Source organism: Burkholderia pyrrocinia (assembly GCF_001028665.1).
Classification (GTDB): domain Bacteria; phylum Pseudomonadota; class Gammaproteobacteria; order Burkholderiales; family Burkholderiaceae; genus Burkholderia; species Burkholderia pyrrocinia.
On sequence record NZ_CP011503.1, the window covers coordinates 1,750,102 to 1,774,544 of the forward strand.

Below are 24,443 nucleotides of genomic sequence, written 5' to 3' on the forward strand. Positions count from 1 at the left end.
GCCAAGCTTAGACCGGACGGATGTTCGCAGCTTGCAGACCCTTCGGGCCCGTCTTCACTTCGAATTCAACCTTCTGGTTTTCTTGCAGCGTCTTGAAGCCTTCGACGCGGATTTCCGAGAAGTGCGCGAACAGATCGTCGCCGCCGCCTTCCGGGGTGATGAAGCCGAAGCCCTTTGCGTCATTGAACCACTTGACGGTACCGGTTGCCATGTTACTTGTTCCTAAAAAGATAAAACGGGGCCGAGGCCCATGGGGTGCGGAAAATCAAGGAAGGGGTAATAGGACCAACCGGAGTACCGTTGATGGGCGAACTACGAAAGAACCAATTCACTCGCCACTTGAAATCCTGCGAAGTCCTTTATACGGCTAATCACCCGCGTGGTCAACCGTATTTCCATGGTCTCAGGGTTATTGCGTAGATCAGGTTTACAAAGCTTGCAGGCGATGCGAATTTTTTGTAGGGGCTGAACGATTTTGGCGGCACGTTTGAGGTGCAACCGTTAAACTACGCGCCGCGCGGACGGGTTGCCCCGATCGGATAACTCGTCCCCCCCAAGAATGCGTGCGCGGTGCTGTCCGAGCCGATCCCGGACCGCGGGCCGACCATGCTTTTTGAGACACAGGAGAGGATGTGAAGAGTTCTATTCAACGGAACATCGGCCCGTTTGCATTGATGCTGACGGGGCTGGGTTCGATTATCGGCTCGGGCTGGCTGTTCGGTGCCTGGAAGGCCGCGAAGATCGCCGGTCCGGCGGCGATTTGCGCATGGATCATCGGCGCGGTCGTGATTCTCGCGATTGCACTGACGTATGCCGAACTCGGCGCGATGTTCCCCGAGTCGGGCGGCATGGTGCGCTACGCGCGCTACTCGCACGGTTCGCTGGTGGGCTTCATCAGCGCATGGGCCAACTGGATCGCGATCGTTTCCGTGATCCCGATCGAGGCTGAAGCGTCGATCCAGTACATGAGCACGTGGCCGTATCCGTGGGCGCACGCGCTGTTCGTGAACGGCGAGTTGACGACACCCGGGCTGCTGCTGTCGGCCGTGCTGGTCGTCATCTATTTCATGCTGAACTACTGGGGTGTGAAGGCCTTCGCGCGTGCGAACACCGCGATCACGATCTTCAAGTTCCTGATCCCCGGCCTCACGATTCTCGGCCTGATGCTGACGAGCTACCATCCGGAGAACCTCGGCACCGCATCCAATGCAAGCTTTGCGCCGTACGGCTGGTCGGCGGTGCTGACCGCGGTTGCGACGAGCGGTATCGTGTTCGCGTTCAACGGCTTCCAGAGCCCGGTGAACCTCGCGGGAGAAGCGCGCAATCCGTCGCGCAGCGTGCCGTTCGCGGTGATCACGTCGATCCTGCTCGCGCTCGTGATCTATGTGCTGCTGCAGATGGCCTACATCGGCTCGGTGAATCCGGCCGACGTCGCGAAGGGCTGGTCGCACTTCAACTTCTCGTCGCCGTTCGCGGAACTCGCGATCGCGCTGAACCTGAACTGGCTCGCGATCCTGCTGTACGTCGACGCGTTCATCAGCCCGAGCGGCACCGGCACGACCTACATGGCGACGACCACCCGCATGATCTACGCGATGGAGCGCAACAACACGATGCCGAAGATGTTCGGCAACGTGCACCCGATCTACGGTGTGCCGCGCCAGGCGATGTGGTTCAACCTGCTCGTGTCGTTCATCTTCCTGTTCTTCTTCCGCGGCTGGAGCTCGCTCGCGGCAGTGATCTCGGTTGCGACGGTGATCTCGTACCTGACCGGCCCGATCAGCCTGATGGCGCTGCGCCGCGCGGCGACCGACATCGAGCGTCCGCTGTCGATTCCGCTGATGAAACTGATCGCACCGTTCGCGTTCGTCTGCGCATCGCTGATCCTGTACTGGGCGAAGTGGCCGCTGACGGGCGAAATCATCCTGCTGATGGTCGTCGCGTTGCCGGTGTACTTCTTCTTCCAGGCGAAGTCGGGCTGGACCGGCTGGGGTGCCGACCTGAAAGCCGCATGGTGGCTGGTCGCGTACCTGCCGACGATGGCCGTGCTGTCGCTGATCGGCAGCAAGGAATTCGGCGGTCACGGCTACCTGCCGTATGGCTGGGACATGCTGATCGTTGCCGCGATTTCGCTCGTGTTCTACTTCTGGGGCGTGAATACCGGTTACCGGACCCAGTATCTCGACGAGCGCGAGTCGCACGACGAGATCCTCGAAGGGGTCGGTGCCTGACGCGTGACCTGCCGCCGGATTCGGCGGCGGCAGGAAGCAGCGAAAAAAAGCCCGCCCGAGCCATGCTCGGGCGGGCTTTTTGTTTGTTGTCGCCGGTTGTCTCGCGGAATTCAGGCGGCCGCGCTCGCGAACACGTAGTTCGTCATCGCGAGCACGCGCTGGTAGGTGCCGAGCGACTGGATGCCGAGCTGGTAGTCGTCGTCCGCCGCGCCGAGCGCCGTGAACACCGGCAGCAGATGCTCGTCGGTCGGGTGCATCAGCGCCGCATGTGGCGCCTGCCGGCGGTAGTCGAGCAGCGCGTCGACGTCGCGCGCGGCGAGCTTTGCCTCGAACCAGTCGGTGAATTCCGCGACGCGCGGGTCCGCATCCTCGGGCGCCGCGCCGAAATCGGCGGCACGCAGGTTGTGCGTGATCTGGCCCGAGCCGATCACCATCACGCCTTCGTCGCGCAGCGGCCGCAGCGCGCGGCCGAGCGCGAAGTGGTGGGCCGCATCCGCGCGCGGCTGGATCGACAACTGCGCGACGGGCACGTCGGCCTCCGGGAACATCAGCAGCATCGGCACCCATGCGCCGTGGTCGAGGCCATGCTCGGTCGTCGCGGTCGCGATGCCGGCCGCGTTCAGCAGCGCGGCCGCGCGCTCGGCGACGTCGGGTGCGCCGGGTGCCGGATAGCGGATCTCATACAGCGCGCGCGGAAAGCCGTAGAAGTCGTGGATCGTTTCCGGGTGTGCGGCGATGCTCGCGACCGGTTGTTGCGTGCCCCAGTGCGCGGACAGCATCAGCACCGCGCGCGGGCGCGGCAATTCGGCGCCGAGGTGCGTGAACGCACCGGACGGCAGCGTCGGGTCGATCGGCAGCGTCGGGGCGCCGTGGGACAGGTACAGCGAAGGCAAGCGGTTCATGGTGGTGGCCTGCAAAAGGGTTTGCCTGTGACTATAGGTGCGCACCGAGCATTGATAAATCCGCGTTCAGGAATTTGATTGACGCTTGTTTGTTGATAATCGGCGCGATGCAATGCGTGCTGGCGCGGGTGGGTGTCAGTGCGCGTGAAATCGAATGAATTGCCGGCGGAATCGGCGAAGATGCGCGAAGAACGGAGTTGCGGTGGTCGGCTTACTGCGCGTGCCGGATGCCGGCCCACGGCGTCGTCAGCGGCGCGCTGAGCGCGAACAGGTCGAGCACGCGCGTGACGGTCTGGTCGACGAGTTCCTCGATCGTCTTCGGCATCGCGTAGAACGCGGGCAACGGCGGAAAGACGATGCCGCCCATTTCGGTGACGGCGGTCATGTTGCGCAGATGCGCGAGGTTGAACGGCGTTTCGCGCACCATCAGCACGAGACGGCGGCGTTCCTTCAGCGTGACGTCGGCCGCGCGCGTGATCAGGTTGTCGGACAGCCCGTGCGCGATGCTCGCGAGCGTCTTCATCGAGCATGGCGCGATCACCATCCCGTCGGTCGCGAACGAGCCCGACGCGATCGTCGCGCCGACGTCGCGCACCGAGTGCACGACGTCCGCCCGGCTTTCGACATCGGCCTTCGGCAGCTTCAGTTCATGCTGGATGTTGAGCCAGCCGGCGTTCGAAATCAGCAGATGCGTTTCGACGCCGCCGGCGGCGCGCAGCAGGTCGAGCAGCCGCACGCCGTAGATCGCGCCGGTGGCGCCGGTGATCGCGACGATCAGCCGGCGTGGCGGCGCGCTGGGAGATGCCATCGAAAGGGGGAGCGGGTCGGGCGTGTTAAGCGGCGGCGAACAGTTGCTGCAGCTCGCCCGACTGGTACATCTCCATCATGATGTCCGAGCCGCCGATGAATTCGCCCTTGAAGTAGAGCTGCGGGATGGTCGGCCAGTTCGAGAATTCCTTGATGCCCTGGCGGATTTCGTCGTCCTCCAGCACGTTGACCGTCTTGAACTGGTCGACGCCGCAGGCCTTCAGCACCTGCACGGCGCGGCCCGAGAAGCCGCACATCGGGAATTGCGCGTTGCCCTTCATGAAGAGCACGACCTGGTTTTCGTCGACGATTTGCTTGATACGTTGTTGGGTGTCCATGACTGACCTTGCGTTTGCGGGGCGTTAGATCGAAATGATAGCGGATTTCAACCGGTCGGGCCGGGCATCAGCCCGGCAGGCGGCCGCCGGTCGTGCGTTCGATCGCAGCCAGATCGGCGAGCGATTCGACCGCGGCGAAGCCGTGCGACGACAGCATCGCACGGACGGCTTCGGCCTGGTCGTAGCCGTGCTCGATCCAGAGCGTGCCGCCCGGTTTCAGGTGGGCGCCGGCGCCCGCGACGATCATGCGGATCGCGCTGAGGCCGTCGGCGTCGTCGGTGAGTGCGCCGCGCGGCTCGAAACGCAGGTCGCCCTGCGCGAGGTGCGGATCGTGCTGCGCGATGTACGGCGGGTTGCTGACGATCGTGTCGAATGCGAGCGCCGGATCGAGCGCCGCGTACCAGTCGCTCTGCAGCCAGTGCAGCGGGCCGCCGGGGCGGTGCGCGTCGAGCAGCTTGTCCGCGTTGCGTTGCGCGACCGCGAGCGCGGCCGGCGAACGATCGAGCGCCCACACGCGCGCATCGGGACGCTCGGCCGCAATCGACACGGCGATCGCGCCGCTGCCGGTGCCGAGATCGAGCACGGCCGGATACGGCAGCCCGTCGATCGCATCGAGTGCGGCTTCGACGAGCAGTTCGGTTTCGGGGCGCGGGATCAGCACGTCGGGCGTCACGTCGAACGGCCGGCCGAAGAATTCGCGCATCCCGACGAGCTGCGCGACCGGTTCGCCGGCCACGCGGCGCGCTTCGAGCGCGCGATAGCGTTCGACCGCGGCAGCGTCGAGCGGCGCGTCGCCGCGCGTGATCAGTTGCGTGCGGGTCCAGCCGAGCGCGTGCGCGAGCAGCACGCGCGCATCGACTGCGTCGAGCGGCGACGTGCGCAGCAGATCGTCGGCGGTGGTGTCGGGCATCGCGGCCTCAGTCGGCGTCGCCGAGCGACGCGAGCAGTTCGGCCTGGTGCTCGGTGACGAGCACGCCGATCAGTTCGTCGAGATCACCGTCCATGATCGCCTCGAGCCGGTACAGCGTCAGGTTGATCCGGTGGTCGGTCATCCGGCCTTGCGGGAAGTTGTACGTGCGGATCCGTTCCGAGCGGTCGCCGGAGCCGATCAGGCTCTTGCGCGTCGCGGCTTCCTTCGCGTGCTGCTCGTGATACTGCTTGTCCTTGATGCGCGCGGCGAGCACCTTCAGCGCGCGATCCTTGTTCTTGTGCTGCGAACGGTCGTCCTGGCACTCGACGACGATCCCGGTCGGGATGTGCGTAACCCGCACCGCCGAATCGGTCTTGTTGATGTGCTGGCCGCCCGCGCCGGATGCGCGGAACGTGTCGATCCGCAGGTCGGCCGGATTGATTTCGACCTCGCCGATCTCATCGGCTTCCGGCATCACCGCGACCGTGCACGCGGACGTATGGATGCGCCCCTGCGTCTCGGTCGCCGGCACGCGCTGCACGCGATGGCCGCCCGATTCGAACTTCAGGCGCGAATATGCGCCCTGGCCCGCGATCCGCACGATCACTTCCTTGTAGCCGCCGAGATCCGACGCGCTCTCCGACATCATCTCGACCTGCCAGCGTTGGCGTTCCGCGAAGCGCAGGTACATCCGCAGCAGGTCGCCCGCGAACAGCGCCGATTCGTCGCCGCCCGCGCCCGCGCGGATTTCGAGGAAGATGTTGCGGTCGTCGTTCGGATCCTTGGGCAGCAGCATCTTCTGCAGCTCGACCTCGAGGCGGGCCATGCCTTCGCGCGCGCTGCGGATCTCGTCCTCGGCGAAATCGCGCATCGACGGATCGGCAAGCAGCTCCTGCGCGGCGATTTCATCGCTGCGCGACTGGCGCCACAGCGCGTACTGCTCGACGACCGGGCCGAGTTCCGCATGTTCGCGCGTCAGCTTGCGGTACTGGTCGAGATCGGCCGTGACGTTTTCGCGGCTCAGCAGGTCGTTCAGTTCGGCCAGCCGTGTGGACAGCTGGTCGAGCTTGCGTTGCATGCTCGTCTTCATGGTGTGGAGCGGCGCTCCCGGGCAAGGGTATTCGGAAAGGATAGGCCGCGCGGCTGGCGGCAGGGCTCGCGGCCGGCGCTAGTGGCCGGACTGGTCGTTCGAGCGCGGCGCGTGCTGGTAGAAGCCGCGCATCAGGTCGATCAGCGAATCGCGATCGGCGCCGTTCACGCGGTTGAGCGCGCTCGTCGGGCCGTGGATCAGCTTGTTGGTCAGCGCTTGCGACAGCGCTTCGAGCACGGCGGCCGGATCGTCGCCGCGCGCGAGCAGCTTCTGCGCCTTGTCGACTTCGGCACGGCGCAGCGCGTCGGCCTGCGTATGCATGTGACGGATCACCGGCACGACGCTGCGCGTGTCGAGCCACTGCATGAAATTCTGCACGCGCGTCTCGATGATCGCCTCCGCCTGCGCGACCGCGGCCTGGCGCGATGCGTTGCCTTCGCGCACGATCGCGCCGAGATCGTCGACGGTGTAGAGGAACACGTCCTTCAGCTTGCCGACTTCCGGCTCGATATCGCGCGGCACCGCGAGGTCGACCATGAAGATCGGCCGGTGGCGGCGCGCCTTCACCGCACGCTCGACTGCGCCGAGGCCGATGATCGGCAGCGTCGACGCCGTGCACGACACGATGATGTCGAATTCCTGCATGCGGGCCGGCAAATCCGCGAGCGGCATCGCGCGGCCGTTGAAGCGTTCGGCGAGCCGCTGGCCGCGTTCGGCCGTGCGGTTCGCGACCACGAGTTCGCGCGGGCCTTGCGCGGCGAAGTGCGTCGCGCACAGTTCGATCATCTCGCCGGCGCCGATGAACAGCACGCGCTGGTCGGACACCTTTTCGAAGATCCGCTGCGCGAGGCGAACGGCGGCGGCAGCCATCGACACCGACTGCGTGCCGATCTCGGTCGTGCCGCGCACTTCCTTCGCCACCGCGAACGTGCGCTGGAACAACTGGTTCAGATAGGTACCGAGCGCGCCGGCTTCCGTCGCGGTGCGCACGGCGTCCTTCATCTGGCCCAGAATCTGCGTTTCGCCGAGCACCATCGAATCGAGGCCGGATGCCACGCGGAATGCGTGACGGACCGCTTCCGACTGCGGCAGCGCATACACGTGCGGCGCGAGCTCGTCGACCGGAATCCGGTGATACTCCGACAGCCAGCGGACCGCGCCTTCACGTGCCGCGCGATCATCGGTCGCGCAATACAGTTCGGTGCGGTTGCAGGTGGAGAGGATCGCTGCTTCGGGCGTATTGGGCGCCTGGGGCCCGAGAAGCACGTTCTTGAACGTGACGAGAGCCGGCTTGATTTGCTCGAGCGGAAACGCCACGCGTTCGCGCAAGGCGACAGGCGCAGTGTGGTGATTGATTCCGATCGTGAGGAGTTGCATATCGAGGGCTATCGTTTAGCCCCATATTATAGCGTTTCAGCGATTTCCTCACTCGCCGTGTACCGAGCATCAGCGTGCCGGGGCCGGGAATTTGGGGGCTCGATCGGTACGCGGTCGAGCTGATAGCCGTAGCCGTAGAGCGGCAACAGGCGGTAACCACGCTCCGGAAGCAACTGCAACTTGCTGCGCAGCCGGGATGCGTGCGTGTCGAGCGTGCGCGACTTCATGTCGCGGCGGCGCGCCCACACCGTTTCGAGGATATGGGCACGCGACACGGGCCGCGACAGGTTCGCGAACAGCAACTGCGCGAAGCGGAACTCCTTGGGCGTGAGTGAAACGATTGCGTTGCCGAAGCGCACAAGGCAGTGCGTCGCGTCGAATGCATATTCTCCATACATTTCGCGCGAGCGGGTCGGTGGTCGGCGCACGCCGGCGCGCCGGCTCAGCGCGTTGACGCGCGCGAGCAGCTCGGGCCCGCTCACGGGGCGCACGAGGCAATCGTCGGCGCCTGCGTGCAGGCACGATACGATTTCGCTTTCGCGCGGCAGCTGCATCACGGCGATGGCCGGCAGCCCGGGCAGGATCGCCTGCGCGCGCGGAATGACTTCCTCGGCAGGCTGGTCGCCGGCCCAGTTGCCGGTGATCAGCATGTCGCAGGTGTCGGTGGCGAGCCATTCGAAGAACGCCGTGCTGGACGAAAACGCGTGGCACACATGACCGCCCGCAAAGAGCAGGCGGTTCAGGAGTGCGGCATGACGCGCCTCCGGATCGATCAGAGCGATTCGCATGAGAGTTTCTTCAATACGGCAGCCGGTGCGCGCTTGCCATAACGTCGAGTCGGCCCCTACACTCGAATGTTCGCGGCGCCCGGCTGGTCTCGGGTTCGATGGATGAATCGATGCTAGCCGCTGGCAACGTTCACGCCTATTGGACGAATCCGAATTTATAGAAGGCGTCGAATGAACTGGTTTGGAATCCTTGTCCTGGGAGCGGCCGTCGGGCTGTTCGGCCGATGGCTGCACCCGATGCGGCGCACGGGCCGGCCGGCCTGGTGGATCGCGGTGCTCGTCGGCATCGTGGGCGCGGCTGCCGCCCGCATGGTCGGCAATCTCTCTGGACTGTTTTACGATGGCGAGACGCTCGAATGGCCGGTCTGCACCGGCGTCGCGTTCCTTGCCGTAGCCGTGACGGTCGCGCTGTCGGCCCGTCGCTGAATGCTCTCAGGTGAAATCATGAATGCCCGTCTTCCCGAAGTCTCGTCGGTGCCGGCCCGCCTCGCGCTGCTGCGCGGCGCCATGGCCCGCGAGGACCTGGCCGCCTATCTCGTGCCGTCCGCCGATCCCCATCTGTCCGAATACCTGCCCGAGCGCTGGCAGGCCCGCCGCTGGCTGTCCGGCTTCACGGGCTCGGTCGGCACGCTGGTCGTGACCGCGGATTTCGCGGGGCTGTGGGTCGACAGCCGCTACTGGGTGCAGGCCGATGCCGAACTGGCCGGCACGGGCGTGCAGTTGATGAAGATGACGGGCGGGCAGCAGAGCGCGCCGCACGTCGACTGGCTCGCGCAGAACGTGGCGGCGGGCACGACGGTCGGCGTCGACGGCGCCGTGCTCGGTGTCGCGGCTGCACGCGGGCTGACGGCCGCGCTGAGCGCGCGCGGCATCGCGCTGCGCACCGATCTCGACCTGCTCGACGCGATCTGGCCCGAGCGGCCGGGGCTGCCCGGCGACGCGGTGTTCGAGCACGCGGCGCCGCAGGCCGACACGACGCGCGCGAGCAAGCTGGCCGAAGTGCGCCGCGCGATGCTCGCGCAGGGCGCGCAGTGGCATTTCGTGTCGACGCTCGACGACCTCGCCTGGCTGTTCAACCTGCGCGGCGCCGACGTCAGCTTCAATCCCGTGTTCGTTGCGCACGCAATGATCGGCGCCGATCGCGCGACGCTGTTCGTCGCCGACGGCAAGGTGTCGCCGGCGCTGGCCGCGTCGCTCGCGCAGGACGGCGTCGACGTCCGTGCATACGATGCCGCACGCGCATCGCTCGCTGCGTTGCCCGACGGCGCGACGCTGCTGGTCGACCCGCGCCGCGTGACATTCGGCACGCTCGAGGCCGTGCCGGCCGGCGTGAAGCTCGTCGAGGCCGTGAATCCGTCGACGTTCGCGAAGTCGCGCAAGACGTCCGCCGAGATCGAGCACGTGCGCGTGACGATGGAGCACGACGGCGCCGCGCTCGCGGAATTCTTCACATGGTTCGAGCAGGTGGTGAACCGCGAGACGATCACCGAGCTGACGATCGAGGAGAAACTCACGGCCGCACGCGCGCGGCGCCCCGGCTATGTGTCGCCGAGCTTCGCGACGATCGCCGGCTTCAACGCGAACGGCGCGATGCCGCATTACCACGCGACGCCCGAGTCGCACGCGACGATCGCCGGCAACGGCCTGCTGCTGATCGATTCGGGCGGCCAGTACGTGACGGGCACGACCGACGTCACGCGCGTCGTGCCGGTCGGCACTGTCAGCGACCTGCAGCGGCGCGATTTCACGATCGTGCTGAAATCGATGATGGCGCTGTCGCGCGCACGCTTCCCGCGCGGCATCCGCTCGCCGATGCTCGACGCGATCGCGCGTGCGCCGATGTGGGCGGCCGGGCTCGACTACGGCCACGGCACGGGGCATGGCGTCGGCTACTTCCTGAACGTGCACGAAGGCCCGCAGGTCATTTCGCACTACGCGCCGGCCGAGCCGTACACGGCGATGGAAGAGGGGATGATCACGTCGATCGAGCCGGGCGTGTACCGGCCCGGCCAGTGGGGCATCCGGATCGAGAACCTGGTCGTGAACCGTGCGGCCGGGAAGACCGAGTTCGGCGATTTCCTTGCGTTCGAGACGCTGACGCTGTGCCCGATCGACACGCGCTGCGTGCTGATCGCGATGCTGCATGACGAAGAGCGCGCGTGGCTGAACACGTATCACGCGACGGTGCGCGAGCGCGTCGGCCGGCATCTGAGCGGCGACGCGAAGGCGTGGCTCGACGCGCGCACGCAGCCGATCTGATGCGACGTGCGATAACGGCCGGACGACGGCCGAACCACAACAGCGAGGGCAACAAATGGCGGACACCGCAGTGATCGTGGTCGACATGCAGCGCGGGCTGGTGGAGCGGGCGCAGCCCGCGTACCGGCTCGACGACGTCGTGTCGGGCATCAACCGGTTGACGGCGGCCGCGCGCGCGGCGAACGCGCCCGTGTGCTTCGTGCAGCACGACGGCGATGCGGACGACGATATCGTGCCCGGCACGGCGGGCTGGGAGCTGCATGCGGGGCTGGTCGTCGAAAGCGACGACTGGCGCGTGCGCAAGCAGGTGAGCGACTCGTTCCACGACACGCCGCTCGCGGCTCAGCTCGACCGCCACGGTATCCGTTCGGTGCTGATCTGCGGCTATGCGACCGAGTTCTGCGTCGATTCGGCCGCACGCCGTGCGGCGCTGCTCGGCTACCGGACGACCGTCGTGTCCGACCTGCATACGACGAACGAGCGCGCGCACCTGTCGGCCGCGCAGATCGTCGCGCATCACCACTTCATCTGGACAAACAATTCGCTGTCGGGCAACGCGGTCACGCCGCGTCCGCTCGCCGACGTGCTTGCGACGGAGTTCGCATGACGATCAAGGCCGTGGTGTTCGATTTCGGCGGCGTGCTGATCGACTGGAGCCCCGACTACCTTTACCGGCAACTGATTCCCGACGACGCCGAGCGTCGCTGGTTCCTCACGCATGTCTGCGCGATGGACTGGGTGATTCGCCAGGACGGCGGGCAGACGATCGAGGAAGGCACGGCCGAGCTCGTCGCGAAGTTTCCGGAGCACGAGGCGCTGATCCGTGCGTTCTATGCACGCTGGCACGAGATGATCGGCGGCGTGCTGGACGAAGGCGCCGCGCTCGTCGACCGGCTCGACGCGCAGGGGATGCCGCTGTTCGGGCTGACGAACTGGTCCGCGCAGACGTTTCCGTATGCGTGGGACAACTTCCCGGTGCTGCGGCGGTTCAAGGACATCGTCGTGTCGGGTCGCGTGAAGCTCGTGAAACCCGATCCGGCGATCTACCGCGAGATGCATGAGCGGATCGAACCGCACCTGCCGGGTATTGCGCCGCACGAGCTCGTGTTCATCGACGACAACGCGAACAACGCGGCGGCCGCGACGGCGCTCGGCTGGCACGGCATTCATCACACGAGCGCGGCGGCGACCGAGGCGCGGCTGCGCGAGCTGGGCGCGCTCGCATAACAAGCAGCGGGCGAGCGTTCAGCAGATAAAAAAAAGCGGGCCACGGGCCCGCTTTGTCTTTGTGCCGATCCGGATGCGGCCACCTTCGGCATCCGGCCCCCGCGTTGCCGCAGTGCCGGGCGCCCGGGCCGCGCCGGTCAGCGGCTGATCGGCTTGTAGCGCAGTCGGTGCGGCTTCGCGGCTTCCTCGCCGAGGCGCGCACGCTTGTCGGCTTCGTACTCCTGGTAGTTGCCGTCGAAGAACGTGACCTGCGAATCGCCTTCGAACGCGAGGATGTGCGTCGCGATCCGGTCGAGGAACCAGCGATCGTGCGAGATCACCATCACCGAGCCCGCGAATTCGAGCAGCGCGTCTTCCAGCGCACGCAGCGTTTCGACGTCGAGGTCGTTCGACGGTTCGTCGAGCAGCAGCACGTTGCCGCCCGAGATCAGCGTCTTCGCGAGATGCAGGCGGCCGCGTTCACCGCCGGACAGGTTGCCGACGATCTTCTGCTGGTCGCCGCCCTTGAAGTTGAAGCGGCCGATGTACGCGCGCGACGGCGTCTCGTACTTGCCGACCGTCAGCACGTCGGCGCCGCCCGAGATTTCCTCGAACACAGTCTTCGTGCCGTCGAGCGCATCGCGACTCTGGTCGACGTACGCGAGCTTCACCGTCGGGCCCATCACGACCTCGCCCGAATCCGGCTGCTCCTTGCCCGTCAGCATCCGGAACAGCGTCGACTTGCCGGCGCCGTTCGGGCCGATGATGCCGACGATCGCGCCGGCCGGGATCTTCAGGTTCAGGTTGTCGATCAGCAGGCGGTCGCCGAACGCCTTGCTGACGTTCTTGAACTCGATCACTTCATTGCCGAGGCGGTCGCCGACCGGAATGAAGATTTCCTGCGTCTCGTTGCGCTTCTGGTATTCCTGGCTGTTCAGCTCCTCGAAGCGCGCGATACGCGCCTTCGACTTCGCCTGCCGGCCCTTCGGGTTCTGGCGCACCCACTCCAGTTCCTTCTTGATCGCCTTCTGGCGCGCCGATTCCGACGCTTCTTCCTGCTTCAGGCGCTCTTCCTTCTGGTCGAGCCAGCTGCTGTAGTTACCCTTCCACGGAATGCCGTGGCCGCGGTCGAGTTCGAGAATCCACTCGGCTGCGTTGTCGAGGAAGTAGCGATCGTGCGTGACGGCGACGACGGTGCCCGGGAAGCGCACCAGGAACTGCTCGAGCCAGTCGACCGATTCGGCGTCGAGGTGGTTGGTGGGTTCGTCGAGCAGCAGCATGTCGGGCTTTTCGAGCAGCAGCTTGCACAGTGCGACGCGGCGCTTTTCGCCGCCCGACAGGTGCTCGACCTTCGCGTCCCACGCCGGCAGGCGCAGCGCGTCGGCGGCCACTTCGAGCTGTTGCTCGGGGCTGCCGCCGTCGCTCGATGCGAGGATCGCCTCGTACTTCGCCTGTTCGGCCGCGAGCGCGTCGAAGTCGGCGTCCGGCTCGGCATACGCCGCGTAGATTTCTTCAAGCTTCTTGTTGGCCTGGAACAGGTCGCCGAGCCCTTCCTCGACGGCTTCGCGCACGGTCTTCGTCGGGTCGAGCTGCGGTTCCTGCGGCAGGTAGCCGATGTTCAGGTTCGGCATCGGCGTCGCTTCGCCTTCGATGTCCTTGTCGACGCCCGCCATGATGCGGATCAGCGTCGACTTGCCCGAGCCGTTCAGGCCGAGCACGCCGATCTTCGCACCGGGAAAGAACGACAGCGAGATGTCCTTCAGGATCTGGCGCTTGGGCGGCACGATCTTGCCGACCCGGTTCATCGTGAAAACGTATTGGGCCATTTGGGTGTGAAAGTCAGAAGTTGAGACGGCCGCGCAGCGCGCTGGCATGGCGGCGTCGGGTGATTCGGTACGGAGCGTGCCGCGCGAGGCGCGGCGGCGTCGCCGTGTGTCGGCGGCGCGAGCGGCTATTGTACTTCGCCGCCGGGCGTCGCTGGCACGACGCAGGCATTCGGGCGCGCGGCGGTCACAGCCACGCGGCCACGCCACCGTGCCCCGAGCACGTGCCGCGCCGGTGGCGGCTGAAGCTGTACGTGCCGTCGCGGCAGCGCGCGCTTGCGCCGTCGGGCACGCGGCCCGATTTCGAACGCGCGGGCGCATGCACGGTTTCGCCGTCGCGGTTGCGATACGTGTCGTGACGGTCGAGATCGGCTTCGTTGCCGTAACCGGGCGGCGCGCGGTACGCATATGCGGAAGGAGGCAGGTCGGCGCAGGCGACGAAGAGCGCGATCGACAGTGTCGCAACGCGCGTCGCGCGGCGGAGCAGGGCAGGCATGGTCTCTCTCGGTCTGTTGTTATCGATGTCGGGCCGGTGGCCCGCGCCGCATGTTAGCCGATCGGCCAGCGGGCGGCGCTGGCGCCTCGCGGTGAAGCGGCGTTACGCCGCGCCGGACATCGATGCCGCGCCGTCGGCCTGCGCGGCGTCGAGAATCCACCGGCGGAACGCGGCGACCTTCGGCCGTTCCGCGTGATGCGGCGGATAGACGAGGTAGTACGCGAAATCGTCGAGCCACGCGAGGTCGGCGAGCTGCACGAGCCGGCCGCTTTCGAGCTCGCTGCGCACCATTGCGGCCGGCAGCAGCCCGGCGCCCTGGCCGGCGACGATCGCCTGCATCAACAGGCCCGCGTCGTCGAATGCGGGGCCGCGCGGCGGGCCGAAATCGTCGATTCGCTGCGCGCCGAACCAGATGTGCCAGCCCTTTCGTTCGGCGTCGTGCAGGTGCGGCCAGCCGACGAGATCGGCCGGGGTCGCCGGCATGCCGAGCCGCGCGACGAGTTCGGGCGACGCGAGCGCGACGATCTCCACCGTCAGCAGGCGCTCGCTGCACAGCCCGATGTAGCGACCGAGGCCGTGACGGATCGCGACGTCCACGCCATCGCGCGCGAAATCCGCGAGTGCATGGCTCGTGACGATCTGCAGGTCGACGTCCGGGCACGCGTGCCGGAACTGCGCGAGGCGCGGTACGAGCCACGCGGATGCGAAGAACGGCGTGACGCTCACCGTCAGCACGCCGCTGTCGGCGGCGCCCGACACACGCTGCGACGCATCGGCGATCTGCCGGAACGCGTTGCGCACCGGCGGCAGGTAGTCGCGACCGGCGGCCGTCAGCAGGATGCCGCGGTTGACGCGCTCGAACAGTTGCACGCCGAGATGCGTCTCGAGCGCGCGGATCATCTGGCTCACCGCGCCGGGCGTGACCGACAGCTCCTCGGCCGCCGATTTCACCGACAGGTGGCGGGCGGCCGCTTCGAATGCACGCAGCGCGTTGAGCGGCGGCAGGCGGGAACGATTCATTAGTTTTTCTAAAGCGAAAGGCCGACGAAATATCGTTTGAGGCGACGCGTACGCGCGAGTACCGTTGTCGCATCGGATCACGTTCTTCAGGGCTGCCTTGCGGTGGCCGATGCGATCAACATAGTTCAACTATATCCATGAGGCAATCCGGATGCCGCGCGGCGTTCGGTGGGACCTGAGAGGAGCATCGTCATGAACCGCCCGGGCGCATCGCGCCTCTTCTACGGCTGGTACGTGGTCGCGGCCGCGTTCGCCGTCACGTTCGTCGGGTTCGGCAGCGCGTATACGTTCAGCGCGTTCGTCGAGTCGCTGCAGCGCGATTTCGCCGCATCGCGCGGGCAGATCTCGCTCGTGTTCTCGCTCGCCGGCTTCCTGTATTTCGGCTTCGGCATCGTCAGCGGGCCGCTTGCGGATCGCTTCGGTTCGCGGCGGCTCGCCGTCGCCGGCATGCTGCTGACGGGCGCCGGGCTCGCGGCCGCCGGCGCCGCGCATACGCTGGTGCAGGTTTATGTCGCGTACGGGCTTGGCGTCGGTCTCGGCGTCGGCTGTGCGTACGTGCCGGCGGTCGGCGCGGTGCAGCGCTGGTTCGTGCGGCGGCGCGGTTTCGCGTCGGGGCTCGCGGTCGCGGGGATCGGCGTCGGCACGCTCGTGATGCCGCCGCTCGCGTCCGCGCTGATCGCGCATGTCGGCTGGCGCGGCGCGTATTTCACGCTGGCAGTGATCGCGGTGGTCCTGGGGGCAGGCATGTCGCTGCTGATCGAGAACGATCCACGCGGGCGCAGGTTGCTGCCGGACGGCGATGCCGCCGGCGACGGCGGCCGGAATGCCGGCGCTTCCGTAGCCGGCGCGGCTGCCGCGGCCGTGCACGCTGGTGCGACAGTGCGCGAGGCCGTGACGTCGCGGCCGTTCGCGAGCCTCTACGCCGCATGTCTCGTGTGCTCGTTCGGCGTGTTCGTCCCGTTCGTTCACCTCGTGCCGTACGCGCTCGATCATGGTGTCGCGCCGTCGACGGCCGTGCTGCTGCTCGGTGCGATCGGCGTCGGCAGCACGGCCGGCCGCTTTTTCCTCGGCGGCCTTGCCGACCGCTTCGGCCGCCGCGCATCGCTGCTCGCGATGTTCGCGGGCATGGCCGTTGCGCTCGTCGCGTGGGCGGGCGCCGGCACCGTCGCGACGCTTGCCGCGTTCGCACTCGTGTTCGGCGTGTTCTACGGCGGCTGGGTCGCCGTGCTGCCGGCAGTCGTGATGGACTACTTCGGCGGCCGCAACGTGAGCGCGATCATCGGCATCCTGTACACGAGCGTCGCGTTCGGCACGCTGATCGGGCCGGCCGCCGCCGGCTTCATCTACGACGCGGGAGGCGGCTATCTCGTGCCGATCCTCGCGAGCGCCGTCGCGAACGCGATCGCATTCGCCATCGTCGCGACCACCGGACGCGCGCCGGTGGCCGCACGTGCGGCCGGCGGATAGGCACGTGCCGCTGGGCGTGCCGCGCGATTTCCGATAGGGTGGCCGGACCACAACCATCGACCAGCGGTCGGGGAGGCATCGTGACATTCGACGAAGTCCGGCAGATCGCGCTGGCGTGGCGCGGCGTCGAGGAAGGTACGTCGTACGGCACGCCCGCACTCAAGGTGAAGGGCAAGATGCTCGCGCGGCTGCGCGAGGACGGCGACACGCTCGTCGTGAAGGGCGTCGGCCCCGACGAACGCGCGTGGCTGATCGAGTCGGAGCCCGACGTGTATTACGTGACCGATCACTACGTGGGCTGGCCGATCGTGCTGGTACGCCTGTCGGCTGCGCATCCCGACGCCGTGAAAAACCTGCTTCTGCGAGAATGGCACGCGATCGTGCCTGCCAAATGGCGGGATGAAGCGGCGCGCGGCGGGAACTGAGCGTCCGGCGCGCCACGCGGCCGGATTGCCTTCGACGCAAGCGCCCTGACGGCGCGCGAGCCGGCGCCGACCGGACCAAGCGTTGCATCGGTTCGCGTCGATGCAACAAGTGGTTCCATCGAAATTCTTCAATTGGTTCTTAGTGAAGAACCGTTTGATGCTTACACTCCTTCGCTTCGAAGGCGGCTGACGAAAGCCGATGGAAAGGGCGTACGCGATGCGCCGGCGCCCTGCGCGCCGCATCGCACCCGCAGCTTCGCAGACTGCGCGGCGCACCGACCCGAACGGCCCCATCCGGCCTCATGCCCGTGTGCGATGCATGCACGGTCGCAGCCGGATTCAAGAACGACAACTCCCCGCGCCGCCTTCACGCGACACCCGGTCGTATCGGAACCGTTTTTTGGAGAGAGACAGATGAGTGGAAGCAACACAGGCCTCGGCACGGGCCTGAAGCAGCGTCACGTGACGATGATGTCGATTGCCGGCGTGATCGGCGCGGGCTTGTTCGTCGGCTCCGGCCACGCGATCGCGGAAGCTGGCCCGGCGTCGATACTCGCGTATGCGATCGCGGGCGTGCTGGTCGTCCTGGTGATGCGCATGCTCGGCGAGATGGCCGTCGCGCATCCGGACAGCGGCTCGTTCTCGACCTATGCCGATCGCGCGATCGGCCACTGGGCCGGCTTCTCGATCGGCTGGCTGTACTGGTGGTTCTGGGTGCTCGTGATCCCGATCGAGGCAACGGCCGCCGCGACCATCCTCAATGCCTGGTTCCCGGGCATCGCGACCTGGATCTTCGCGCTCGGCATCACGCTGCTGCTCACCGTCACCAACCTCTTTTCCGTCAAAAACTACGGCGAATTCGAATTCTGGTTCGCGCTGATCAAGGTTGTCGCGATCGTCGTGTTCCTGTGCATCGGCGGTGCGGCGATCGTCGGGATCATCCCCGCGCCGGCGGTATCGGGCGTGTCGAACCTGTTCGCGCATCAAGGTTTCATGCCGAACGGCGCCGGTGCGGTGCTGGCGGCGATGCTGACGACGATGTTCTCGTTCCTCGGCACCGAGATCGTGACGATCGCGGCCGCCGAATCGGACAACCCGCAACGCCAGATCGTGCGTGCGACGAACTCGGTGATCTGGCGCATCACGCTGTTCTATCTCGGCTCGATCCTCGTCGTCGCGGCCATCGTGCCGTGGAACGACCCGCTGCTCCCGAAGCACGGCTCGTATCAGCGCGCGATGGAGCTGATCGGCATCCCGAACGCGAAAGCGATCATCGACGTGATCGTGCTCGTATCGGTCGCGAGCTGCCTGAATTCGGCGCTGTACACGGCGTCGCGGATGCTGTTCTCGCTGTCGAAGCGCAAGGACGCGCCTGCGTTCCTGCACCGCACCGATTCGACCGGCACGCCGCGTGCGGCAGTGCTCGCGTCGACCGCATTCGGCTTCGTGACCGTGATCGCGAACTACCTGATGCCGGAGCAGGTGTTCGGCTTCCTGCTCGCGACGTCGGGCGCAATCGCGCTGCTCGTGTATCTCGTGATCGCGATCTCGCAGCTGCGGATGCGCAAGACGCTCGAATCGAGCGGCGCCGACCTGACGCTGCGGATGTGGATGTTCCCGTGGCTCACGTGGGCGGTGATCCTGTTCATCTGCGGCACGCTGACCGTGATGTTCGTCAGCGAGGATCACCGGATGGAAGTCGGTGCGACGGCCGTGCTGGCGTTGATCGTGCTGCTCGCGTCGTGGCTGAACAAACGCGGTCGCGATGCGCAGGCGAACGCGGGGCGGCGGGTGTCGGCGATGTGAGGCAGCGGCGAAGCGGCGGCGGGCGCAAGCGTTCGCCGTCGGCTGGCGGGGAAATTCCGCGATGAAAAATGGCCCGATCGGCGCTTGCCGGTCGGGCCATTTGTTTGCCGTGCCGGAGCACGTGCTGCGCGATGCCATGCGAATCGCACGGCATCGTGCCGATGCAGGTGTCAGACGTTGAACAGGAAGTTCATCACATCCCCGTCGTGCACGACATATTCCTTCCCTTCCGCGCGCATCTTGCCGGCTTCCTTCGCGCCCTGTTCACCCTTGTACGCGATGAAGTCGTCGAACGCGATCGTCTGCGCGCGGATGAAGCCGCGCTCGAAGTCGGTGTGGATCACGCCGGCCGCCTGCGGCGCCGTGTCGCCGATATGGATCGTCCACGCGCGCACTTCCTTCACGCCCGCGGTGAAGTAGGTCTGCAGGCCGAGCAGCTTGAAGCCCGCGCGGATCACGCGGTCGAGGCCCGGCTCTGCCATGCCCATGTCGGCGAGGAACGCTTCCTTGTCCGCGTCGTCGAGATCGGCGATTTCCGCCTCGATTGCCGCGCACACGGCGACCACCGGCGCATTCTCGCTTTCAGCGTACTTGCGCACCGCATCGAGGTGCGGATTGTTCTCGAAGCCGTCGTCCTTCACGTTGGCGACGTACATCGCAGGCTTCGCGGTGATCAGGCAGAACGGCTTGAGCAGCGCCTCTTCGTCGTCCGACAGCGCGAGGCCGCGCACGGCCTTGCCCTGGTCGAGCTGCGCGCGCACCTTGTCGAGCACCGCGACGAGCTTGGCCGCTTCTTTGTCGTTGCCCGACTTCGAGGCCTTCGAATACCGCGTGAGCGCCTTCTCGACGGTGCTGAGATCGGCGAGCGCGAGTTCGGTGTTGATCACCTCGATGTCGTCGATCGGGCTGACCTTGCCGGCCACGTGAATGACGTTCTCGTCCTCGAAGCAGCGCACGACGTGCGTGATCGCATCGGTTTCGCGGATGTTCGCGAGGAACTGGTTGCCGAGGCCTTCACCCTTGCTTGCGCCCGCGACGAGGCCCGCGATGTCGACGAATTCGACGACGGCCGGCACGACGCGCTCGGGCTTGACGATCTCGGAGAGCCCCTTCAGGCGCGTATCGGGCACTTCGACGATGCCGACGTTCGGCTCGATCGTGCAGAACGGGTAGTTCTCGGCGGCGATGCCGGCCTTGGTCAGCGCATTGAACAGGGTGGACTTGCCGACGTTGGGCAAGCCGACGATGCCGCATTTGAGACTCATGGAATCCTTCGGACGGGTAAGGCGGCGCGGCCGGACAGGGCACGGCGGCGCGGGAAAAAAGGGCGGCCGGCGCCTGGGGCGCGGCAGGCCGACGGTCAAAGGCGCTATTGTACCGTGCCGACGCCCCGGATTCCGGGGTTGCGCCGAACGGCCGATGCGGCGGGCCGCCGCGCGGCCGCATCGGCCTGCGATTCTGCTGATTTCCCGCAAAGTCCGGCCGCGTAAGGGTTTGGCCCCGCGGCTATAATGCCCGCCATGACTGCCCACCACTCCTTCGACGTCGCCGTGGTCGGCGGCGGGCTCGTCGGCAAGACGGCCGCGCTCGCGCTGACCCAGTCCGGCTACAAGACTGCCTTGCTCGCCCAGCCGGCCACGCCGCGCCCCGCCGATCTCGCGTTCGACACACGCGTCTACGCGCTGTCGTCCAGCTCGCAGGCCTTGCTCGAGCGGCTGCGGGTCTGGCAGGCGCTCGACCACAGCCGGCTCGCGCCCGTCTACGACATGCGCGTGTACGGCGATGCGCATGCCGAACTGCATTTCTCCGCGTACCAGGCCTCCGTGCCGCAGCTTGCGTGGATCGCCGAATCGTCGCTGGTCGAAACCTCGCTCGACGCCGCGCTGCGGTTCCAGCCGAACCTGACGTGGTTCGATGCGCGCGCGCAGGGCTTCGACGTGCGCGACGATGCGGCCGTGCTCACGCTGTCGTCGGGGCAGGTGCTGGAAGCGGACCTCGTCGTCGGCGCAGACGGCGCGCATTCATGGGTACGCTCCCAAATGGGGGCCAGGGTCGAACGGCGCGACTACCGGCAGACGGGCGTCGTCGCGAACTTCAAGGCGTCGCTGCCGCACCGCGAGACGGCCTGGCAATGGTTCCACGAAGGCGAGATCGTCGCGCTGCTGCCGCTGCCGGACGGCCACGTGTCGCTCGTGTGGTCCGCGCACACCGCGCATGCGGACAAACTGCTCGCACTCGATCCGGCGCAGCTTGCGGCCGAGGTCGAGCGCGTGTCGCACGGCCAGGTCGGCACGCTCGAATGCGTGACGCCGGCCGCCGGCTTCCCGCTGGCGCTGCAGACGGTCGACAAGCTGATCGCGCCGCGCGTCGCGCTCGTCGGCGATGCCGCGCACCTGATCCACCCGCTCGCGGGGCAGGGGATGAACCTCGGGCTGCGCGACGTCGCGGCGCTCGCCGACGCGATCGCGGGCAAGGAAAGTTTCCGCAACCTCGGCGATACGGTGCTGCTGCGCCGCTACGAGCGTTCGCGCCGCGAGGACATCCGTGCGCTGATGGTCGCGACCGACGGGCTGCAGCGGCTGTTCGCGGTGCCGGGCTCGCTCGCGAAGGCCGTGCGCAATGCGGGCATGGCCTTCGTCGGGGCGCAGCCGCTTGTGAAGCGCTGGCTCGTGTCGGCCGCGCTCGGCTGATCGAACCTTCGGCCGCTTCGCCGGTCGGACTCGGTTCCGTTACGGCGTACACTGTGCCGTGCATACCGATTGAGCTGAAGGAAGATTTCGATGAAAAAAACGATCCGGATCGCGTCGCTGGCGCTGGCCGTCACGATGGCGACGCTGGGCTGCACCGCGCAGGCCGACCAGACCACCGACAAGCTGAAAGCCACGCTGCAGGCCCGTCTCGGCAGCGACGCGCCGATCAAGAGCGTGTCGAAATCGCCGGTCGCGGGCCTTTACGAAGTCAACCTCGGCTCGCAGATCATCTATAGCGACGCGGCCGGCGACTACGTGCTGCTCGGCGATCTCGTCGACACCAAGACGCACAAGAACCTGACCGACGCACGCCTGTCCGAAGTCAACAAGATCGACTTCGCGAGCCTGCCGTTCGCGAATGCGATCAAGGTCGTCAAGGGCAACGGCGCACGCAAGATCGCGGTGTTCTCCGATCCGAACTGCCCGTATTGCAAGAAGCTCGAGACGACGCTGCAGTCGGTCGACAACGTCACCGTCTACACGTTCCTGTACCCGGTGCTGTCGCCGGATTCGACCGTGAAGTCGAAGGCGATCTGGTGCGCGACCGACCGCGCGAAGACGTGGGAGGGCTGGATGCTCGACCACCGTGCGCCGTCCGGCGCCGGTACCTGCGATACCACCGCGCTCGACAAGAACCTCGCGCTTGGCCGCGGGATGAACGTCACGGGCACGCCGACGATCTTCCTGCCGGACGGCCGCCGCCTGCCGGGCGCGGTATCGGCCGACCAGCTCAACCAGGCGCTCGCCTCGAGCAAGTAACCGACCGACACGCCGGGCCGCAGGCCCGGCCAGCGAGGGGCGCCCGCATGATCTGCCGGCGCCTCTCTTCGTTTTCGCCGCCCCGACCGATTGCCACGATGACCCAGCCGATCCGCTATTCGATTGTCCCGAAAGATCTCGCCGCGCACCTGTTCGAAGTGTCGGTGACGGTCGCCGATCCCGATCCCGAAGGCCAGCGCTTCTCGCTGCCGGTGTGGATTCCGGGCAGCTACCTCGTGCGCGAGTTCGCGCGCAACATCGTGACGCTCGGCGCGTTCAACGACGCGGGCCGCAAGGTGCGGATCGCGAAGACCGACAAGCACACGTGGCAGGCCGCGCCCGTGACCGGCGCACTGACGCTGCGCTACGACGTGTATGCGTGGGACCTGTCGGTGCGCTCCGCGTATCTCGACGAATCGGGCGGCTTCTTCAACGCGACGGCCGTGTTCCTGAGCGTCGCCGGTCGCGAGGATGCGCCGTGCGAGGTCGACATCGCGAAGCCGGCCGGCGCGGCATTCCGCGCGTGGCGCGTCGGCACCGCGCTGCCCGAGGCGCGCGGCACGAAGCGCTACGGCTTCGGCGCGTATGGTGCAGCGAACTACGACGAGCTTTCCGACCATCCGGTGACGATCGGCGAATTCGCGCTCGCGACATTCGACGCGCACGGCGTGCCGCACGACATCGTGATCGCGGGGCGCGTGACGCAGCTCGACCTGGAGCGGCTGAAGACCGACCTGAAACGCGTGTGCGAAGCGCAGATCGCGCTGTTCGAGCCGAAATCGAAGAAGGCGCCGATGGACCGCTACGTGTTCATGACGCTCGCGGTCAGCGACGGCTACGGCGGCCTCGAGCATCGCGCATCGACCGCGCTGATCTGCAACCGCACCGACCTGCCGGTGAAGGGGCGGCCCGAGACGTCGGAAGGCTATCGCACGTATCTCGGCCTCTGCAGTCACGAGTACTTCCACACGTGGAACGTGAAGCGCATCAAGCCGGCGGCGTTCGTACCGTACGACCTGACGCGCGAGAACTACACGTCGCTGCTGTGGCTGTTCGAAGGCTTCACGTCGTATTACGACGACCTGATGCTGGTGCGCAGCGGGCTGATGTCGCAGGACGAATATTTCGCGGCGCTCGGCCGCACGGTCGGCGGCGTGCTGCGCGGCACGGGCCGGCTCAAGCAGAGCGTCGCGGAAAGCTCGTTCGATGCGTGGATCAAGTACTACCGTCAGGACGAGAACGCGACCAACGCGATCGTCAGCTACTACACGAAGGGTTCGCTCGTCGCGCTCGCGTTCGATCTCGCGATCCGCGCGCAGACGCGCAATCGCAAGTCGCTCGATGACGTGATGCGCCTGTTGTGGCAACGCTACGGTCGCGATTTCTATCGCGGCAAGCAGGCGGGCGTCGAGGAAAACGAAGTCGAGGCGCTGATCGAAGAGGCGACGGGCGTCGCGCTCGGCCGCCTGTTCGCCGACGCCGTGCACGGCACGCGCGACCTGCCGCTCGGCGAGCTGCTCGCGCCGTTCGGCGTGACGCTCGCGCCCGATGTCGCGAACGGCGCGGCCGCGAAGCCGACGATCGGCGCGCGCCTGCGCGGCGGCGCGGACTGCACGTTCGCGGCTGTCTATGAAGGCGGCGCAGCGCATCGCGCAGGGCTGTCGGCCGGCGATACGCTGATCGCGGTCGACGGGTTGCGCGTCACCGGCACCAACCTTGACGCGCTGCTCGCACGCTACCGGCCGGGCGACAAGGTCGAGGTTCACGCGTTCCGCCGCGACGAGCTGCGCACCGCGAAACTGAAGCTCGACGGCCCGGAAGTCACGCGCTACCGGCTGACGGCGGCAGCGAAGCCGGCCGCGGCATCGAAGGCCCGGGAAGCCTGGCTGAAGGGCTGAGTGCACGGTAGCGGGAATCGGGGCGCGAGTCGTAATTGTTCTACTGCTGCAACAATCCGTCGCCCTGAACCCGCTTTTTCCGGCCAATGCG

General features: G+C 66.9%; 23 protein-coding genes. 11 read left to right on the forward strand and 12 right to left on the reverse strand.

Annotation, left to right across the window (positions count from 1 at the left end):
- Positions 1 to 7 precede the first annotated feature (7 nt).
- The gene (locus ABD05_RS08100; RefSeq protein WP_006477070.1) at positions 8 to 211 is read right to left on the reverse strand and encodes a cold-shock protein; all 204 of its coding nucleotides are present in this window, start codon (positions 209 to 211) and stop codon (positions 8 to 10) included.
- A gap of 421 nt (positions 212 to 632) precedes the next feature.
- Here ABD05_RS08100 and ABD05_RS08105 point away from each other — a divergent pair, with 421 nt between their 5' ends.
- Positions 633 to 2,231, forward strand: coding sequence for an APC family permease (locus ABD05_RS08105; RefSeq protein ID WP_047899670.1), 1,599 nt, complete (start codon positions 633 to 635; stop codon positions 2,229 to 2,231).
- 110 nt (positions 2,232 to 2,341) lie between these two features.
- On the opposite strand, the gene ABD05_RS08110 is transcribed toward ABD05_RS08105, so the two are convergent.
- The 7 genes from ABD05_RS08110 to ABD05_RS08140 form a co-directional block, all read right to left on the reverse strand.
- On the reverse strand, positions 2,342 to 3,133 hold the full coding sequence (locus ABD05_RS08110) for a DODA-type extradiol aromatic ring-opening family dioxygenase (RefSeq protein WP_047899671.1): 792 nt from the start codon (positions 3,131 to 3,133) through the stop codon (positions 2,342 to 2,344).
- A 211-nt stretch (positions 3,134 to 3,344) separates the two neighbouring features.
- Positions 3,345 to 3,941 carry a UbiX family flavin prenyltransferase gene (locus ABD05_RS08115; RefSeq protein ID WP_047899672.1) on the reverse strand — a complete coding sequence of 199 codons (597 nt, stop codon included), beginning with the start codon at positions 3,939 to 3,941 and terminating at the stop codon, positions 3,345 to 3,347.
- Between the two features lie 25 nt (positions 3,942 to 3,966).
- Positions 3,967 to 4,278 (reverse strand): Grx4 family monothiol glutaredoxin, encoded by a 312-nt coding sequence (gene grxD, locus ABD05_RS08120; RefSeq protein WP_047899673.1) that lies wholly within the window; start codon positions 4,276 to 4,278, stop codon positions 3,967 to 3,969.
- A 67-nt stretch (positions 4,279 to 4,345) separates the two neighbouring features.
- Positions 4,346 to 5,188 (reverse strand): peptide chain release factor N(5)-glutamine methyltransferase, encoded by an 843-nt coding sequence (gene prmC, locus ABD05_RS08125; protein WP_047899674.1) that lies wholly within the window; start codon positions 5,186 to 5,188, stop codon positions 4,346 to 4,348.
- Between the two features lie 7 nt (positions 5,189 to 5,195).
- Positions 5,196 to 6,278 carry a peptide chain release factor 1 gene (gene prfA / locus ABD05_RS08130; protein WP_047899675.1) on the reverse strand — a complete coding sequence of 361 codons (1,083 nt, stop codon included), beginning with the start codon at positions 6,276 to 6,278 and terminating at the stop codon, positions 5,196 to 5,198.
- 78 nt (positions 6,279 to 6,356) lie between these two features.
- Entirely contained in the window at positions 6,357 to 7,655 is a 1,299-nt protein-coding gene (gene hemA, locus ABD05_RS08135) for a glutamyl-tRNA reductase (RefSeq protein ID WP_047899676.1), read from the reverse strand.
- A 26-nt stretch (positions 7,656 to 7,681) separates the two neighbouring features.
- A complete protein-coding gene (locus ABD05_RS08140) occupies positions 7,682 to 8,443 on the reverse strand; it encodes a response regulator transcription factor (RefSeq protein ID WP_047899677.1) in 762 nt (253 codons plus the stop codon).
- A gap of 171 nt (positions 8,444 to 8,614) precedes the next feature.
- Between ABD05_RS08140 and ABD05_RS08145 the strand changes: the two genes are divergently transcribed.
- From ABD05_RS08145 to ABD05_RS08160, 4 genes are read left to right on the forward strand one after another with little or no spacing between them, the layout of a single operon-like run.
- Entirely contained in the window at positions 8,615 to 8,869 is a 255-nt protein-coding gene (locus ABD05_RS08145; protein ID WP_006477062.1) for a DUF1129 domain-containing protein, read from the forward strand.
- A gap of 18 nt (positions 8,870 to 8,887) precedes the next feature.
- Positions 8,888 to 10,702 carry an aminopeptidase P family protein gene (locus ABD05_RS08150; protein WP_047899678.1) on the forward strand — a complete coding sequence of 605 codons (1,815 nt, stop codon included), beginning with the start codon at positions 8,888 to 8,890 and terminating at the stop codon, positions 10,700 to 10,702.
- Between the two features lie 55 nt (positions 10,703 to 10,757).
- Positions 10,758 to 11,309, forward strand: coding sequence for a cysteine hydrolase family protein (locus tag ABD05_RS08155; RefSeq protein WP_047899679.1), 552 nt, complete (start codon positions 10,758 to 10,760; stop codon positions 11,307 to 11,309).
- On the forward strand, positions 11,306 to 11,929 hold the full coding sequence (locus ABD05_RS08160) for an HAD family hydrolase (RefSeq protein ID WP_047899680.1): 624 nt from the start codon (positions 11,306 to 11,308) through the stop codon (positions 11,927 to 11,929). Before ABD05_RS08155 ends, ABD05_RS08160 begins: the two co-directional genes overlap by 4 nt.
- A gap of 137 nt (positions 11,930 to 12,066) precedes the next feature.
- On the opposite strand, the gene ettA is transcribed toward ABD05_RS08160, so the two are convergent.
- From ettA to gcvA, 3 genes are all read right to left on the reverse strand, one after another.
- A complete protein-coding gene (gene ettA, locus ABD05_RS08165) occupies positions 12,067 to 13,734 on the reverse strand; it encodes an energy-dependent translational throttle protein EttA (RefSeq protein WP_047899681.1) in 1,668 nt (555 codons plus the stop codon).
- Positions 13,735 to 13,918: 184 nt separating this feature from the next.
- Positions 13,919 to 14,227 (reverse strand): DUF3761 domain-containing protein, encoded by a 309-nt coding sequence (locus ABD05_RS08170; RefSeq protein ID WP_047899682.1) that lies wholly within the window; start codon positions 14,225 to 14,227, stop codon positions 13,919 to 13,921.
- 102 nt (positions 14,228 to 14,329) lie between these two features.
- Positions 14,330 to 15,247, reverse strand: a complete 918-nt coding sequence (gene gcvA, locus ABD05_RS08175) for a transcriptional regulator GcvA (RefSeq protein WP_047899683.1) — start codon at positions 15,245 to 15,247, stop codon at positions 14,330 to 14,332.
- A 192-nt stretch (positions 15,248 to 15,439) separates the two neighbouring features.
- Between gcvA and ABD05_RS08180 the strand changes: the two genes are divergently transcribed.
- The 3 genes from ABD05_RS08180 (at position 15,440) to gabP (ending at position 18,945) form a co-directional block, all read left to right on the forward strand.
- Complete coding sequence (locus ABD05_RS08180; RefSeq protein WP_047899684.1) at positions 15,440 to 16,714, forward strand: MFS transporter; 1,275 nt, start codon at positions 15,440 to 15,442, stop codon at positions 16,712 to 16,714.
- An 80-nt stretch (positions 16,715 to 16,794) separates the two neighbouring features.
- Positions 16,795 to 17,139: an MmcQ/YjbR family DNA-binding protein gene (locus ABD05_RS08185; protein WP_047899685.1), complete on the forward strand. Its 345-nt coding sequence runs from the start codon at positions 16,795 to 16,797 to the stop codon at positions 17,137 to 17,139.
- Positions 17,140 to 17,553: 414 nt separating this feature from the next.
- Positions 17,554 to 18,945, forward strand: coding sequence for a GABA permease (gene gabP, locus ABD05_RS08190; RefSeq protein ID WP_047899686.1), 1,392 nt, complete (start codon positions 17,554 to 17,556; stop codon positions 18,943 to 18,945).
- Between the two features lie 170 nt (positions 18,946 to 19,115).
- Here gabP and ychF read toward each other — a convergent pair whose 3' ends face one another.
- Positions 19,116 to 20,210, reverse strand: a complete 1,095-nt coding sequence (gene ychF / locus ABD05_RS08195) for a redox-regulated ATPase YchF (protein ID WP_047899687.1) — start codon at positions 20,208 to 20,210, stop codon at positions 19,116 to 19,118.
- 246 nt (positions 20,211 to 20,456) lie between these two features.
- Between ychF and ABD05_RS08200 the strand changes: the two genes are divergently transcribed.
- The 3 genes from ABD05_RS08200 (at position 20,457) to ABD05_RS08210 (ending at position 24,352) form a co-directional block, all read left to right on the forward strand.
- Complete coding sequence (locus ABD05_RS08200) at positions 20,457 to 21,635, forward strand: UbiH/UbiF family hydroxylase (RefSeq protein WP_047899688.1); 1,179 nt, start codon at positions 20,457 to 20,459, stop codon at positions 21,633 to 21,635.
- A 90-nt stretch (positions 21,636 to 21,725) separates the two neighbouring features.
- The gene (locus ABD05_RS08205; RefSeq protein ID WP_047899689.1) at positions 21,726 to 22,454 is read left to right on the forward strand and encodes a DsbC family protein; all 729 of its coding nucleotides are present in this window, start codon (positions 21,726 to 21,728) and stop codon (positions 22,452 to 22,454) included.
- A gap of 98 nt (positions 22,455 to 22,552) precedes the next feature.
- Positions 22,553 to 24,352 (forward strand): M61 family metallopeptidase, encoded by a 1,800-nt coding sequence (locus tag ABD05_RS08210; RefSeq protein ID WP_047899690.1) that lies wholly within the window; start codon positions 22,553 to 22,555, stop codon positions 24,350 to 24,352.
- The last annotated feature ends 91 nt before the right edge of the window (positions 24,353 to 24,443 follow it).

Bases quoted from the DNA above. Each gene is read 5' to 3' on its own strand.
- ABD05_RS08100 (WP_006477070.1), bottom strand. From the start codon at position 211: ATGGCAACCGGTACCGTCAAGTGGTTCAATGACGCAAAGGGCTTCGGC.
- ABD05_RS08110 (WP_047899671.1), bottom strand. From the start codon at position 3,133: ATGAACCGCTTGCCTTCGCTGTACCTGTCCCACGGCGCCCCGACGCTG.
- ABD05_RS08115 (WP_047899672.1), bottom strand. From the start codon at position 3,941: ATGGCATCTCCCAGCGCGCCGCCACGCCGGCTGATCGTCGCGATCACC.
- grxD (WP_047899673.1), bottom strand. From the start codon at position 4,278: ATGGACACCCAACAACGTATCAAGCAAATCGTCGACGAAAACCAGGTC.
- prmC (WP_047899674.1), bottom strand. From the start codon at position 5,188: ATGCCCGACACCACCGCCGACGATCTGCTGCGCACGTCGCCGCTCGAC.
- prfA (WP_047899675.1), bottom strand. From the start codon at position 6,278: ATGAAGACGAGCATGCAACGCAAGCTCGACCAGCTGTCCACACGGCTG.
- hemA (WP_047899676.1), bottom strand. From the start codon at position 7,655: ATGCAACTCCTCACGATCGGAATCAATCACCACACTGCGCCTGTCGCC.
- ABD05_RS08140 (WP_047899677.1), bottom strand. From the start codon at position 8,443: ATGCGAATCGCTCTGATCGATCCGGAGGCGCGTCATGCCGCACTCCTG.
- ABD05_RS08145 (WP_006477062.1), top strand. From the start codon at position 8,615: ATGAACTGGTTTGGAATCCTTGTCCTGGGAGCGGCCGTCGGGCTGTTC.
- ABD05_RS08150 (WP_047899678.1), top strand. From the start codon at position 8,888: ATGAATGCCCGTCTTCCCGAAGTCTCGTCGGTGCCGGCCCGCCTCGCG.
- ABD05_RS08155 (WP_047899679.1), top strand. From the start codon at position 10,758: ATGGCGGACACCGCAGTGATCGTGGTCGACATGCAGCGCGGGCTGGTG.
- ABD05_RS08160 (WP_047899680.1), top strand. From the start codon at position 11,306: ATGACGATCAAGGCCGTGGTGTTCGATTTCGGCGGCGTGCTGATCGAC.
- ettA (WP_047899681.1), bottom strand. From the start codon at position 13,734: ATGGCCCAATACGTTTTCACGATGAACCGGGTCGGCAAGATCGTGCCG.
- ABD05_RS08170 (WP_047899682.1), bottom strand. From the start codon at position 14,227: ATGCCTGCCCTGCTCCGCCGCGCGACGCGCGTTGCGACACTGTCGATC.
- gcvA (WP_047899683.1), bottom strand. From the start codon at position 15,247: ATGAATCGTTCCCGCCTGCCGCCGCTCAACGCGCTGCGTGCATTCGAA.
- ABD05_RS08180 (WP_047899684.1), top strand. From the start codon at position 15,440: ATGAACCGCCCGGGCGCATCGCGCCTCTTCTACGGCTGGTACGTGGTC.
- gabP (WP_047899686.1), top strand. From the start codon at position 17,554: ATGAGTGGAAGCAACACAGGCCTCGGCACGGGCCTGAAGCAGCGTCAC.
- ychF (WP_047899687.1), bottom strand. From the start codon at position 20,210: ATGAGTCTCAAATGCGGCATCGTCGGCTTGCCCAACGTCGGCAAGTCC.
- ABD05_RS08200 (WP_047899688.1), top strand. From the start codon at position 20,457: ATGCCCGCCATGACTGCCCACCACTCCTTCGACGTCGCCGTGGTCGGC.
- ABD05_RS08205 (WP_047899689.1), top strand. From the start codon at position 21,726: ATGAAAAAAACGATCCGGATCGCGTCGCTGGCGCTGGCCGTCACGATG.
- ABD05_RS08210 (WP_047899690.1), top strand. From the start codon at position 22,553: ATGACCCAGCCGATCCGCTATTCGATTGTCCCGAAAGATCTCGCCGCG.